The sequence below is a fragment of the Mesobacillus thioparans genome, assembly GCF_965138835.1.
Classification (GTDB): domain Bacteria; phylum Bacillota; class Bacilli; order Bacillales; family Cytobacillaceae; genus Mesobacillus; species Mesobacillus thioparans.
In genome coordinates this window covers 722391-735928 of sequence record NZ_CBCSFH010000001.1, presented here as the reverse complement: position 1 = coordinate 735928, position 13538 = coordinate 722391, and the positions used below count along the sequence as shown (strand labels likewise).

The following is a 13538-nucleotide window of genomic DNA, read 5'->3' as shown; positions in this document are numbered from 1 at the left end:
ATCAACCATGTTATTTATCGATAATAAAGGGATCACGGATCCAAGGATCAACCTGGCAATTGAAGAATATGCCTTAAAGAATCTGGATATCAATGAAACCTACTTGCTGTTTTATATAAATGAACCTTCCATCATCATTGGCAAAAACCAGAACACGATCGAAGAAATCAATACGGAGTATGTCGAGAAAAATGGCATCCATGTCGTCCGCAGGTTATCAGGAGGCGGAGCTGTGTACCATGACCTTGGCAATTTGAATTTCAGCTTTATCACGAAGGATGACGGAGAAAGCTTCCATAACTTCAGGAAGTTTACGGAGCCAGTGGTGAACGCTCTGCGGAAGCTCGGCGTCAATGCGGAGCTAAGCGGCAGGAATGACTTGCTGGCCGAAGGAAGGAAGATATCCGGAAACGCCCAATTTTCAACTAGAGGGCGGATGTTCAGCCATGGTACTTTGCTGTTTGATTCAGAAATCGAAAGTGTTGTATCAGCACTTAACGTTAAAAAGGAAAAAATTGAATCGAAAGGAATCAAATCCATCCGAAGCCGGGTGGCGAACATCTCCGAGTTCCTTACTGAAAAAGTGACAATTCAAGAGTTCCGTTCCCTGTTGTTAAAAAATATCTTTGAAGGAATGGAAGAAATCCCAGAGTATGTCCTGACAGAACAGGACTGGGAGAAAATCCACGAGCTTTCGAAGGAAAGATACCAGAACTGGGATTGGAATTATGGTAAGTCGCCAAAATTCAACCTGCAGCACTCACACCGGTTCCCGGTCGGCCAGATTGATGTCCGCTTCGAAGTGGACAAGGGTATGATCGAAAACTGTAAAATCTACGGAGATTTCTTCGGTGTTGGTGATGTCACAGAAATAGAGGACAAGCTGACAGGATTGAGGTATGAGAGGTCAGCACTTGCTGCAGCATTGGATGATGTTGACACCAAACATTATTTCGGAAATATTTCTAAGGAAGATTTCATAAATCTCATCTATTAAAAGATTGAACGCGATGTCGATGACACCGCGTTTTTTTGTTTTCTTTTATAAAAATGTTAGAAAACTTGGACATTTTCCTTGAACCCATAATTTTCTTTCAATATAATATATTTAGAAAACTTTTCATAAGTTTGGTGATTGAATTCACCGCAAAGGGGGAAGGGAGTTATATGAATCTTTCATCACAGCTTCATCACACTGCCTCAATGCTGGGCGATAAGCCGGCATATTTTTTCATGGACAAAGCAAGTACCTATGCTGAACTGGATGCTGCTGTTACGAAATTTGCATCTGGCCTTGAAAAATTAGGGGTTAAAAAAGGCGATCATATCGCTATGCTGCTAGGAAACTCTCCACATTTTGTCATCAGTTTGTACGGAGCGCTTAGACTCGGTGCAACAGTCATTCCCATCAATCCGATATACACCGCAGATGAAATTGGCTATATCCTGAATAATGGCGATGTCAAGGTAGTCGTAGGCCTTGATCTGATGCTGCCGCTTGCTGAGAAAATGCATCAGCATCTGCCGGCAGTAGAATACTTTGTCATTGCTGAAACAGGCCAGAGTCAGATGTCTGAAGAAGACATGTCCAAGCTTTCCTTAAGTCCAAAATTGAAACCGTTTACACATGTTGTCGGTTCCGGCGATCTTGGCTTTAAAGGTCCTGAGTTGGATGAAGACGATGTTGCCATCATTCTTTATACATCTGGAACGACCGGAAAGCCTAAGGGTGCTATGCTTACCCACAAAAACCTTTATAGCAACGCCAAGGATGTAAGCGATTACCTGAGAATGAACGAAGATGACAAGGTGATCACCGCCTTGCCGATGTTCCATGTCTTCTGTTTGACGGTGGCCCTTAATGCGCCATTGATGAACGGCGGCACATTGTTGATCGTCCCTAGGTTCAGCCCGGCAGAAGTGTTCAGGATTGCCAGGGAGCACGAGGCAACTGTATTTGCAGGCGTACCGACCATGTACAATTTCCTTTTCCAGTATCCAGAAGGAAATCCGGATGATCTTAAGTCACTAAGGCTGTGCATTTCCGGAGGTGCTTCCCTTCCAGTCGCGCTGCTTCAGAATTTTGAGCGCAAATTCAACGTCATGGTTTCAGAAGGATATGGTTTGTCTGAGGCGTCACCAGTCACCTGCTTCAATCCGCTTGACCGTCCGCGCAAGGCAGGTTCAATCGGAACCTCGATCGTGAATGTTGAAAACAAGGTCGTCAATGAAATGGGAGATGAAGTGGCTCCAGGTGAAGTTGGCGAATTGATCGTCCGCGGTCCGAACGTTATGGCAGGCTATTATAAGATGCCGGAAGAAACATCTGCTACGATCAGGGACGGATGGCTATATACAGGAGACCTCGCCCGCATGGACGAAGAAGGTTATTTTTACATCGTTGACCGCAAGAAGGACTTGATTCTTGTCGGCGGCTACAATGTATATCCGCGCGAAGTCGAAGAAGTATTGTACAACCATCCTGACGTAGTCGAAGTTGCGGTTCTCGGAGTGCCGGATCCGAATTTCGGCGAAGCAGTAAGATGCTATGTCGTCAGCAAGAATCCTGATTTGACCGAAGAGCAGCTGCTTGAATATTGCCGCGAGCATCTGGCGAAATACAAGGTCCCAAGCGCGATTGAATTCCTTAAGGAACTGCCGAAGAATACAACCGGGAAAATTTTAAGAAGAGCGCTGAAAAATCAGGTTCTGCAAGGAAAATAAAGCTTATCCAAAAGAGGCGGGCGCCCGTGCCTGCCTCTTTTTCAGAATTAGGAAGGAATTTTTACTTTCAGCTAGAATGTCAATGTAGAAGGAGCTGATCATGATGGGAAATATCGATTTCCGATTGGAAGGGCATGCCGCAATTGTGACGTTGAATCGCCCCGACGCATTAAATGCATTTAACTATGACACACTCGACGAGTTACAGCGTGTTATTGAAGAAATCAGGACAAACCGTGATGCAAGGGTAGTGATTTTTACCGGAGCGGGTGAGAAGGCATTCAGCGTGGGTGCAGACTTGAAAGAACGCCGCACACTTTCCGATGAGGAAGTGAAGCGCAATATCTATAAAATCGGCGAGGTATTCACGATGGCAGACAACCTGCCGCAGCCGACAATCGCAGCAATCAATGGATTTGCCTTCGGAGGCGGGATGGAGCTTGCGCTGGCCTGTGATTTCCGGATGGCTGCTGCAGGTACACAAATGGGATTGACGGAAACGAGCCTGGCGATCATTCCGGGAGCAGGCGGTACCCAGCGGCTCCCAAGGCTGATCGGGCAGGCAAAAGCACTTGAGTTAATTTTGACTGCGCGCCGGCTAAAAGCGGAGGAGGCACTGGAATACGGCCTCGTCACAGCTGTCGTCAAAAAAGAGAGCTTGCTTGAGGAATGCATGAAGTTTGCCGAAATGATGCTGGCGAACGGCCCTGTCGCACTGCAGCAGGCAAAGTACGCGGTCAAGCAGGGAATGAACGGAGACCTCCAGACAGGACTGCAAATCGAGCGGAAAGCCTATGAAGTGACAATCCCGACAGAAGACCGGCTGGAAGCACTGGCAGCCTTCAGTGAAAAACGGAAGCCGAATTTTCAAGGGAAGTAATCGTACACGGCCGCGGCCGTGTTTTTTGATTGTTGCGATCTTATTGCCAGGAAAAACTTAGTTCAGATACCTATTGTTACTTTCTTTTTTGCTTCAGCTTGCTAACCGGCAGGAAATCTTCCGCTGAAAAGTATTTCGATAAAAGAAATACTTTTCCAAGCTGTTGGAAGTATGTATAATATATTTTAATTGATTAAAGGATTTTATTTTATACATAGTAATAGAAAGGCGGGAAGGTCGTGGAAAGTACATTGGCTGTTAAGCAGGCAACAGATTTTAAAAAAGGAATTCAATCAGGGCTCAGCATTGCGATAGGCTATATGCCGATTGCACTTACCTTTGGCTTGATCGCCAAGACAACCGGACTTGCGCTCGGTGAGACGGTCATGATGAGCATGCTCGTATTTGCGGGTGCTGCACAATACATTTCCTTAAGCCTTCTGGCGCAGGGAATCGGAATTTTTGAAGTTGTTCTCACTACCTTTATCGTGAATATCCGCCATTTCCTTATGTCTGCGTCCTTGAATGAGAAGGCTGAAGAGGATACGGTTGGGGCGAGGATGAGCTATTCCTTCGGGATTACCGATGAGACGTTTTCCGTTGCGGCCACGCTGGAGGGCACAGTCAATGCCGGGTATATGTTCGGCTTGAATCTCACTGCCTACTCCAGCTGGGTAGTCTTTTCAGGATTAGGCTATCTTGTCGGGTCCGGATTGCCGCAGACGCTTCAGGAAAGCATGTCCGTCGCATTGTATGCGATGTTTGTCGGCTTATTGGTTCCATCGATGAAAACCAATGTGAAAGTTATATACCTGGCAGCACTCGCTGCAGCGTTCAATTCGATTTTCACAATGGCGCAATTGATGTCCACAGGCTGGTCCATTGTGCTGGCGACACTTTTGTCAGCGATTCTTGTCGAGGCTGTAGAAACGTTCAAGAAAGGCAGGGGGACAGAAGCGAATGAGTAAAGAAATCATCATTATGATCATAGGCATGGCCGTCGTGACCTATATACCGAGGATGCTCCCATTCGTGATGTTCCGGGGAAAGGAGCTGCCCCCATTTTTACAGGGCGTCCTGAAGAATGTCCCATATGCAACGCTTGGAGCGCTGATCTTCCCCGCAATTCTGTTCATCCAGGAAGACATCTGGTACGGCCTGATCGGTGCTGCGGCTGCTTTTATCGTAGCGTTTATGGGAGCGAACGTCATTGTCGTCGTCATCGGTTCCATTTCCGTTCTGACTTTATATTCTTATTTTTTCTAGATCTGCAGATGTGCAGGTCTTTTTATTTTGCAAACGGAGTAAAAAAAGGGCTGGTTTGCAGCAAAAATAAATGAAATGTTGACAAGATGAATGAATAGATTATAATTATCTTTATTAAATCCGACTAAACTAATAAGTTTTATGAGAATAGGGTGATTAGCTTGTTCATAGAGATCAACAATGTTCACAAACAGTATGCAGACAAAAATAATCACCAGGTTGATATTTTAAAAGATATTAATCTAGGAGTGGATAAAGGTGAGTTTGTATCAATCCTCGGGCCATCGGGGTGCGGAAAATCCACGCTGCTATCGATTGTGGCAGGATTGACCCCGGCAACCGGCGGAGAAATCCTAGTTGCTGGGAAACAAATTACAAAGCCGGGAAAAGACAGGGGAATGGTCTTTCAGCAGGCAGCGTTATTTCCCTGGCTGAATGTGCTTGAAAATGTCATTTTTCCATTGAAGAAAGACATGCCAAAGAAGCAGGCAGAGGAGGAAGCGAAGAAGTATTTACAGATGGTTCAGCTCAGCAATTATCTGTCGCATTATCCTCATGAACTGTCGGGAGGCATGCAGCAGCGGGTGGCAATTGCCAGGGCGCTTGCTATGAACCCTGATACCCTTCTGATGGATGAACCATTTGGAGCGCTCGATGAACAAACACGTTCGCGGCTTCATGGTCAATTGGAAACCATCTGGTCGGAGACGCAAAAAACGATTTTGTTCGTAACCCACAGCATCTCTGAATCCATTAAGCTCTCAGATCGGATCATCGTGATGGGAACAAAGCCGGGCGTGATCCTGAAGGATATTAAAGTGGAGATTCCAAGGCCGCGCCACGATCATAAAAAAGAAATGGTCGAACTTGAAGAATACATCATGGGCTTCCTGAAGAAGGAAATCGATAAAGTCATCAGGGAGGAGCTTGCACATGAATCCTAATATCAAAAGAATCATATTTTTCACAGCATTGATTGCGTTCTGGTATACAGGAAGCAAGCTTGAATGGTGGCTGCCGATCATCCTTCCATCCCCGGAAAAAGTTCTGGATGCTCTTATAACCGGATTCCAGGATAAAACCTTGATCTATGACCTCGTTGCCAGCTTCAAAAGGCTTGCAATCGGGCTTGGCCTATCGTTGTTAATCGGCACGGGTCTCGGCGTCTTGCTCGCGAAATCCAAAACAGCGGATGAGACACTCGGGACAGTCGTCCTGGCGCTTCAAAGCGTACCAAGCATTGTATGGCTTCCGTTAGCGATCATGTGGTTCGGAATGAACGAAAAGGCTGTTATTTTCGTGGTTGTTCTCGGGGGAACGTTTGTTATGACGCTCAATATAAGAGTGGGGATAAAAAACGTTTCACCACTGTTCATAAAAGCGGCCAAAACAATGGGCGTAAATGGCTGGGATTTATATAGAAGAGTCATTTTTCCAGCGGCAATTCCTTATGTGGTAACCGGATCGAGACTCGCATGGGCATTCGCCTGGCGGGCATTGATGGCCGGCGAACTATTGAGCACAGGCCCAGGACTTGGGTACACACTCCGGTTTGCCTCAGACTTCGGAAATATGGCACTGGTGATAGGAGTCATTTTCATCATTGGCATTATTGGAACAATCGTAGACCAGCTTATATTCCAGCGCATCGAAAAATCGGTGCTCAATCGCTGGGGACTTGAATCTTAAAAATCAGGAGGGAATCACATGAAAAAAGCTTCGATCTTTTTGGCATTTTTAATGGCATTTGCGGTGCTGCTTGCGGGCTGCGGCTCTGGAGGAGCATCAAAAACCACGGGTGAAAAGAAAAAAATCGTCATCGGTTATTTCCCTAACATCAATCACGTACCTGCTATGGTGGCGAAAGACAAGGGCTACTTTGAGCAGCAGCTTGGCGATGGAACAACAATCGAATACAAAACCTTCGCTGAAGGGGGTTCATTCATGACCGCACTGAAGACCGGCGAAATCGATGCCGGTCTTGTAGGACCAGGCCCTGCGATGAACAACTTCTCAACAGGTGCTGATGTTAAAATCATTGCGGGTGCATCCACTGGCGGCACAGTTGTTCTGGCAAGAAAGGGAGTTGAAATCAATTCAGCAGAAGACTTCGCGGGCAAAACCTTCATCACTCCAGGAGTTGGCTGCACACATGATGTCCAGTATGAAACCTATCTTGAAGCAGAAGGCATCACATCCCAGCGTATCGGCGGTACAATGAAGCATCTGACCGGCCAGCCGGCACAATACGCAGCTATGCTGAAGTCTGGCAAAATTGACATCGCTGTAGCCCCTGAACCATGGGCTGCCGTCATTGAAAAAGAAACAGGCGCAGAAGTCGTCATCGGCTGGGATGAAGTATCATTCGGCGAGACACTTCCTGCTTCCGTTATGGTCACTTCCGGTAAAATGATCGACGAACAGCCGGAAACCGTCCAAAAAATAATCGATGCCCACAAAGAGGCTGTCGATTTCATCAACGAAAATCCAGCAGAAGCTCAGGAAATCACAATTAAAGACATCAAAGAAACAACAGGCCAGGAGCTGGAAAAAGATGTCGTCGAGCTTGCCTGGGACCGAATTGGCTTTACCTATGAAGTCGATGCGCAAGCCATCCAGGATTTCTCAGACTCATCTTACGCGTTGAAATTTTTAAAAGATAAACCAGATTTCAAAACATTGATTGACGACAGCTTCCTTAAATAAAACCGAGAGTACCAGGGTTTTTCCCTGGTGCTTTTTTGTTGTTTGAGTAACTTTTAGAATAAAACGGGGCAATGCGGTATTTTTTGATCATGCCAAGCCGAAAGATACCCTTATGTAAGCCAATCCTCCGCTATAAGGGTACCATTCAAGGTGAAAGATACCCTTATGCAAGCGCTAACTCCTTCATAAGGGTACCATTCAAGGTGAAAGATACCCTTATGCAAGCCAATCCCCCTACATAAGGGTACCATTCAAGGTGAAAGATACCCTTATGTAAGCGATAACTCCTCGATAAGGGTACCATTCAAGGTGAAAGATACCCTTATGTAAGCCATTCCCTCGTTATAAGGGCACCATTCAAGGTGAAAGATACCCTTATGTAAGCGATAACTCCTCGATAAGGGTACCATTCAAGGTGAAAGATACCCTTATATAAGCGATAACTCCTCCATAAGGGTACCATTCCAGCGGAAAGATACCCTAATGCAAGCAGATCCCCCTTCATAAGGGTACCATTCCAGCGGAAAGATACCCTTATGCAAGCAGATCCCCCTTCATAAGGGTACCATTCCAGCGGAAAGATACCCTTATGCAAGCCGATGCCCCTTCATAAGGGCACCTTTCAAGGCAAAAGATACCCTTATGCAAACGATAACTCCTTCATAAGGGCATCAATCAAGGCGAAAGATACCCTTATGCACGCCAATTCCCCTTCATAAGGGCACAATTCAAGAAAAAGATTCCCTTATGCCTGTATTGAAGGATCATTTTCCCACAAAGCATAGGAGCTGAAGATTCACCCGCCCAGCAATAACTTGTTCTATTTTTAGGACAAAGGATTAAAATAGTTATAGACATGGTTGTACGTAAAAGGGGGATAAGCTATGGCGAGAAAGATGGGTTTTTACGGAGTGGTCGCCTATGTGCTCTATGGTTTCGCGGTATACTGGTATTTATTTTACTTTGCAGATAGTAATCTTCCATTTGAGTTTGAGGGTACGAGGGCTGACCCTGCAACATTCCTGAACGGGAGAGAGCTAATGCTGAGCGAGGAATACTCGAAGGTCAGGAATTTATTGTTCTTCCTGTCAACGCCCTTTGAGTGGCTATTTTACTTTTTGATTCTGCTGCTTGGGCTCTCGAAAGCTTTTAAGAGATGGGGAGAAGAGACATCGAAAAACAAGTATGGCCAGACAGCGATTTATGTAATCTGGCTTTCGTTTTTTGCTTATATCGCTACTTTCCCTCTAAGTTACATTAGTTACACTCTATCCAGGACCTATAATATATCCACTCAGTCCTTTGCTTCCTGGATGAAGGATGAATTGATCGATTTCTGGGTCAACTATGCCATGATGTTCGTGATCGTGATTGTCCTGTACTGGCTGATGAACAAGTTCAAGAGATACTGGTGGCTGTTCGGGTGGCTGCTTTCTGTTCCGTTCACTTTGTTTATCATGTTCCTGCAGCCTGTTGTCATCGACCCACTGTACAATGATTTCACCCCGTTGAAAAATAAAGAGCTGGAGACCAAGATCCTGGACCTTGCCGGGCAGGCGAAAATCCCTGCTGAGCATGTATTCGAGGTGGATATGGCAGAAAAGACGAATTCCCTTAATGCCTATGTGACAGGAATCGGCTCCAATTCACGGATTGTCCTCTGGGATACGACATTGAATAAATTGGATGATGACCAGATTTTGTTCATTATGGCCCATGAAATGGCACATTACGTAGAGAAACACATATATATCGGTATTGCTGGATACTTGTTGCTGTCCCTGTTCGGCCTGTATTTTGTCTCGAGATTGATGAATTGGGCAATCAAGCGATGGGGAAGGGAATTCAAACTGGAGCACCCTGGTGACTTGAGGTCGCTGCCATTGTTCCTGATGTTCCTTTCGATGATCATGTTTGCCGCAAGTCCTGTCTCCAACCTTGTGTCGCGCTACCAGGAAACTCGTGCAGATCGGTATGCAATCGAAATGACGGATAACACCGATGCGGCGATTTCATCCTTCCAGGAGCTGACAAAGGCGGGACTCAGTCAGGTTAATCCGCCATTGCTGGTGAAAATCTTCCGCTACGGACATCCAACGATGCTGGAGAGGATTTCGAGGCTTGAAGAGTACGAAGTGGAAAAACGAAATGAACTGGAAAATGAATAGGAAATGAAGAAACCCTCAAGCCGAGGGTTTCTTTTTTGCGCTGAACGTATTTTAAAATAATAAAAAATCCCCATTATAGGGGATTTCACTCATCTAAGTTCCAAATTGTTTGTTGAGATCCTTCAATTCTTCCGTCAATGTGAAAAACAGGATTTTGTCTCGGTCATCTATCGCTTTATCGATTCTTGTCATCAGTTTTTCTTTTTTGGTATTCAACTGAATTTCTGATATCAGCATGTCAACATACAGGTCCAGAACAAATGATTCTTTGGCTTTTATGCGTTTCATCACACTGGCCTTCATCGTTTCGGAATACGATTTTTCTTTCATTGACCTCACCTCTTAGACCTTTTTTATATTATATGGAGGATTGAAAAGATAATCAACTAAATTTTTATAATTTTTAGAAAATTTTTAACAGGATATTATTTGTGGCTAAAAATAGAACTTTTTCTGTTTTTAAAGAAAATTTTAGCAATTATGTTAAAATAGGGTGTAAGGTATTTTTAGGAGGTGAAGGAATGACAGGGAACTCAAGGAATTTAGTAGAAGAATATGAAATAAATCCTTTTACGATGATCATTTTACCTGAAGAATACGGCAGCAGGGTTTACTCCAGGGTGATTGAGCTGGAGGAGGAGTATGTTTCCCCTTTCAGGCCGATAGATATTATCAAAAAAAGCTGCAGATATTTTGGCAGCAGTTACGAAGGCAGGAAAGAAGGGACTAAACAGCTTACCGGGATTACCCATAAAACTCCGATCATTGTCGACCCTATAAGCTCCATCTATTTCATGCCGACAAGCTCACCCACAAAACCGGACTGCATTTGGGTATCGCACGAGCATGTGTTATTCCATAGGAAAGTGGATGCCCAAAGTACACAAGTTACCTTCAGGAACAAGAAGTCGATGATTCTGCCGGTATCCCATCATTCATTCGAAAATCAGCTGCTTCGCACATCCATGCTGCGCACGAAATTCATGCAGCGGATGAAAGAAACTGAACGGAAAGCACTGTACCTTCTGCATGGTCCTAAATTCAATGAATCGCAAGGCTATCCTCAGGTCAATCTCGTCAGTGAGGTATATAAAGATTAAGCTAAGGAGTCCGGTTGATCAGCCGGATTCTTTTTCAATTGTTCCTAATGTCGGCTTGAAGCGTTTGAAAAGGTAGTGGATCATCAATTCCTGGACTTTGTTGCGGATGCGCGGATTGAAGTAATTATGGTGCTCTTCGTATCCTTTATAAATGAAGAGGAACATGGTGAAGGCATCATCCCGTTTTACTTCCTCCACCTTCAGCTGATTCTTTTTAAGGTAGGTTTTCACTTGTGCGAGCTCTTTCTGTACGGCTTTCATTGTTTCTTCGATTAGCTCCAAATAAGGCTTCTTTAATTTAAATGGACTATTTTCAACGACAGAAAGATCCCGATTGAGCACGACCAGCACCATCGGCAAATAGATGGCCTGTTCCATCATATCGCGGTCTTTTTCAGGAATCCTTGTCATTTTGCTCTGCCCCTTTGATATAAAATAAGAACATCTGTTCGTAATTATCGTAATGGATTTTGATCAGGATTTCAAGAGGATAAAAAATTTTTCTTATATTAACATCCTTTCCAAAATGACAGTAAACTTACAGTATGGCTGAATAAGGCGCCAAAAAGTTCTTCGAATGAAGCAGGAGAAAATATTTCAGATATCGAAATAATAAGGAGAAGCATTAATTTTACAGTGGAAGGATGACTGGCAGGATGGAAAAAAGATTGATCAAGGCAGAAGATTTATTTGAATTGAAATCCGTTACGGATCCTCAGTTTTCGCCGGATGGCAAAAAGTGTGTGTTTGTGCAGACTGAGATGTTGGAGAAGAAGAATGATTATGCCTCCAATCTATGCATAATTGATATAGAAAATGGCGGGGAGCCGAGACAATGGACATATGGGGAAAACCGCAGCCAATCTCCACGATGGTCACCGGACGGATCGAAGCTCGCATTCGTTTCGAACCGCAGCGGCAAGAGTCAAATTTTTGTCCTGGATTCAGCGGGCGGCGAGGCAAAGCAGGTGACTGATTTCAAGAATGGTGCCAGTGGCCCGGTATGGTCACCGGACGGTAAAAAAATTGCTTGTTCCGTCTCTTTAAAGCCGGATGAGGACTTGTTTGAGAAAGCAGACGAGAAGAAGGAAGACAAGAAACCTCAACCATTCGTTGCTGTCGAAATGAAATATAAATCAGATGCTGCCGGCTTTTGGGATGGGAAGTACAGGCAGACTGTCATCGTGAATGTTGAAGATGGCGAGGCCGAGCTGGTTGCAAAAGGCGAAGCAGACTACCATATGCAGTGCTGGTCTCCTGACGGCAATAGCCTTTTATTGTCGGCAGATGAGTCTCCGGAACGGGATTTTTCGTTCAAGAGTGACCTATTGCTGCTGGACATCAAGTCGGGAGACAAGACGAAAATCACCAATGGCAAAGGGTATTATGGCAATGCTGTGTTTTCTGTAGATGGAAAATACCTGGGCTATACAGGGCATGAGCGTGAGTTTGAGAATGCAACATTGAACCAGTTATGGGTCCGGAACATGGAGACCGGGCAAGTGCAGTGCATCACGGAAAACATGGACATCCTTGTCGGTGACGCTGTTGCCGCTGACTTCCAGCAGGGAGCCAACAGTCCGGGATTGATTTGGGGTGAAGATAGTGAAAGCCTTTATTTCCTGGCGACCGACCAGGGTAACACTGTCTTATATTTCGCTAACCTGAATGGAGAAGTTTACCCAGCACTCCTGGACCAGCAGCATGTATATGGGTACACACTTGACCGGAAAAATCAGAGGATTGTCGCAGCGATCAGCAATCCCGTGCTTCCAGGCGAACTGTTCCAGCTGGAAGTAACCACTGGTGAAATGAAGCAGCTTACTTCAGTGAACGAAAAGTTCCTGGAATCAATCACTTTATCTCAGCCAGACCAGATTTCGTTCCCGGCCAGTGACGGCACGGCGCTCAACGGATGGATCATGAAGCCGGCTGGATATGAAGAGGGCCAAAAATATCCGCTAATCGTTGAAATCCATGGCGGCCCGCATGCAATGTATGCAAACTCTTATTTCAATGAGTTCCAGGTCCTCGCGGCAGAAGGCTATGGAGTCCTTTATATCAATCCACGCGGCAGCCAGGGCTATGGACAGCAGTTCGTCAATGCTGTGCGCGGGGATTATGGCGGAGGTGACTATCAGGATGTCATGGATGCTGTCGATTATGCGCTATCCAACTATGATTTCATCGACAAGGAACGATTGGGAGTGACCGGCGGCAGCTATGGCGGATTCATGACCAACTGGATCGTCGGCCATACAGACATGTTCAAGGCAGCCGTCACCCAGCGTTCTATTTCGAACTGGATCAGCTTCTATGGTGTCAGTGACATCGGCTACTATTTTACCGAGTGGCAGATTCAGTCGGACCTCAGTGACCTGGAAACATTATGGAAGCACTCACCGCTGGCCTATGCGGATAAAATCAATACTCCGCTATTGATTCTTCACAGTGAAAAGGACTATCGCTGTCCGATCGAACAGGCTGAGCAGCTATTCATCGCCTTGAAGAGGCAGGGAAAGGAAACGAAGTTCATCCGCTTCCCTGAATCGAACCACGAACTGTCAAGAAGCGGAAAGCCGAACCTGCGCTTGAGCAGGCTTGCAGCGATTGTGGACTGGTTCAATGGCCATCTGTAAAATTTGATTACTTACTACCCGCGGCAAATACTCATGCCGCGGATTTTTTTTGAAA

Annotated in this window: 13 protein-coding genes; 11 read left to right on the top strand and 2 right to left on the bottom strand. The window is 45.4% G+C overall.

The window, feature by feature from the left end; translation table 11 throughout:
- Nucleotides 1-7 precede the first annotated feature (7 nt).
- The 9 genes from ACNAZ4_RS03715 (at nucleotide 8) to ACNAZ4_RS03675 (ending at nucleotide 9744) form a co-directional block, all read left to right on the top strand.
- On the top strand, nucleotides 8-997 hold the full coding sequence (locus tag ACNAZ4_RS03715; protein ID WP_415812823.1) for a lipoate--protein ligase: 990 nt from the start codon (nucleotides 8-10) through the stop codon (nucleotides 995-997).
- Between the two features lie 170 nt (nucleotides 998-1167).
- Complete coding sequence (locus tag ACNAZ4_RS03710; RefSeq protein ID WP_415812822.1) at nucleotides 1168-2724, top strand: fatty acid--CoA ligase family protein; 1557 nt, start codon at nucleotides 1168-1170, stop codon at nucleotides 2722-2724.
- A 103-nt stretch (nucleotides 2725-2827) separates the two neighbouring features.
- The gene (locus ACNAZ4_RS03705) at nucleotides 2828-3604 is read left to right on the top strand and encodes an enoyl-CoA hydratase-related protein (protein ID WP_415813007.1); all 777 of its coding nucleotides are present in this window, start codon (nucleotides 2828-2830) and stop codon (nucleotides 3602-3604) included.
- 239 nt (nucleotides 3605-3843) lie between these two features.
- Nucleotides 3844-4572, top strand: a complete 729-nt coding sequence (locus tag ACNAZ4_RS03700) for an AzlC family ABC transporter permease (protein ID WP_415812821.1) — start codon at nucleotides 3844-3846, stop codon at nucleotides 4570-4572.
- On the top strand, nucleotides 4565-4870 hold the full coding sequence (locus ACNAZ4_RS03695) for an AzlD domain-containing protein (RefSeq protein WP_311074628.1): 306 nt from the start codon (nucleotides 4565-4567) through the stop codon (nucleotides 4868-4870). The genes ACNAZ4_RS03700 and ACNAZ4_RS03695 overlap by 8 nt, the downstream gene beginning before the upstream one ends.
- 161 nt (nucleotides 4871-5031) lie before the next feature.
- Complete coding sequence (locus tag ACNAZ4_RS03690; protein ID WP_415812820.1) at nucleotides 5032-5814, top strand: ABC transporter ATP-binding protein; 783 nt, start codon at nucleotides 5032-5034, stop codon at nucleotides 5812-5814.
- Nucleotides 5804-6559, top strand: coding sequence for an ABC transporter permease (locus tag ACNAZ4_RS03685; protein ID WP_415812819.1), 756 nt, complete (start codon nucleotides 5804-5806; stop codon nucleotides 6557-6559). The genes ACNAZ4_RS03690 and ACNAZ4_RS03685 overlap by 11 nt, the downstream gene beginning before the upstream one ends.
- An 18-nt stretch (nucleotides 6560-6577) precedes the next feature.
- Nucleotides 6578-7576: an aliphatic sulfonate ABC transporter substrate-binding protein gene (locus tag ACNAZ4_RS03680; RefSeq protein WP_415812818.1), complete on the top strand. Its 999-nt coding sequence runs from the start codon at nucleotides 6578-6580 to the stop codon at nucleotides 7574-7576.
- An 884-nt stretch (nucleotides 7577-8460) separates the two neighbouring features.
- A complete protein-coding gene (locus ACNAZ4_RS03675; protein WP_415812817.1) occupies nucleotides 8461-9744 on the top strand; it encodes a M48 family metallopeptidase in 1284 nt (427 codons plus the stop codon).
- Nucleotides 9745-9837: 93 nt separating this feature from the next.
- Here the strand turns inward: ACNAZ4_RS03675 and ACNAZ4_RS03670 are convergent, their stop codons facing one another.
- Complete coding sequence (locus ACNAZ4_RS03670) at nucleotides 9838-10074, bottom strand: IDEAL domain-containing protein (RefSeq protein ID WP_415812816.1); 237 nt, start codon at nucleotides 10072-10074, stop codon at nucleotides 9838-9840.
- Between the two features lie 191 nt (nucleotides 10075-10265).
- Here ACNAZ4_RS03670 and ACNAZ4_RS03665 point away from each other — a divergent pair, with 191 nt between their 5' ends.
- Nucleotides 10266-10844, top strand: coding sequence for a competence protein ComK (locus ACNAZ4_RS03665; RefSeq protein WP_415812815.1), 579 nt, complete (start codon nucleotides 10266-10268; stop codon nucleotides 10842-10844).
- 18 nt (nucleotides 10845-10862) lie between these two features.
- Here the strand turns inward: ACNAZ4_RS03665 and ACNAZ4_RS03660 are convergent, their stop codons facing one another.
- A complete protein-coding gene (locus ACNAZ4_RS03660; RefSeq protein WP_415812814.1) occupies nucleotides 10863-11255 on the bottom strand; it encodes a hypothetical protein in 393 nt (130 codons plus the stop codon).
- A gap of 245 nt (nucleotides 11256-11500) precedes the next feature.
- On the opposite strand from ACNAZ4_RS03660, the gene ACNAZ4_RS03655 reads away from it, so the two are divergent.
- Nucleotides 11501-13483 carry a S9 family peptidase gene (locus ACNAZ4_RS03655; protein WP_415812813.1) on the top strand — a complete coding sequence of 661 codons (1983 nt, stop codon included), beginning with the start codon at nucleotides 11501-11503 and terminating at the stop codon, nucleotides 13481-13483.
- Nucleotides 13484-13538 lie beyond the last annotated feature (55 nt).

Coding starts and splice junctions, on each gene's coding strand:
- ACNAZ4_RS03715 (WP_415812823.1), top strand. CDS start 8: ATGTTATTTATCGATAATAAAGGGATCACGGATCCAAGGATCAACCTG.
- ACNAZ4_RS03710 (WP_415812822.1), top strand. CDS start 1,168: ATGAATCTTTCATCACAGCTTCATCACACTGCCTCAATGCTGGGCGAT.
- ACNAZ4_RS03705 (WP_415813007.1), top strand. CDS start 2,828: ATGGGAAATATCGATTTCCGATTGGAAGGGCATGCCGCAATTGTGACG.
- ACNAZ4_RS03695 (WP_311074628.1), top strand. CDS start 4,565: ATGAGTAAAGAAATCATCATTATGATCATAGGCATGGCCGTCGTGACC.
- ACNAZ4_RS03685 (WP_415812819.1), top strand. CDS start 5,804: ATGAATCCTAATATCAAAAGAATCATATTTTTCACAGCATTGATTGCG.
- ACNAZ4_RS03680 (WP_415812818.1), top strand. CDS start 6,578: ATGAAAAAAGCTTCGATCTTTTTGGCATTTTTAATGGCATTTGCGGTG.
- ACNAZ4_RS03675 (WP_415812817.1), top strand. CDS start 8,461: ATGGCGAGAAAGATGGGTTTTTACGGAGTGGTCGCCTATGTGCTCTAT.
- ACNAZ4_RS03670 (WP_415812816.1), bottom strand. CDS start 10,074: ATGAAAGAAAAATCGTATTCCGAAACGATGAAGGCCAGTGTGATGAAA.
- ACNAZ4_RS03665 (WP_415812815.1), top strand. CDS start 10,266: ATGACAGGGAACTCAAGGAATTTAGTAGAAGAATATGAAATAAATCCT.
- ACNAZ4_RS03660 (WP_415812814.1), bottom strand. CDS start 11,255: ATGACAAGGATTCCTGAAAAAGACCGCGATATGATGGAACAGGCCATC.
- ACNAZ4_RS03655 (WP_415812813.1), top strand. CDS start 11,501: ATGGAAAAAAGATTGATCAAGGCAGAAGATTTATTTGAATTGAAATCC.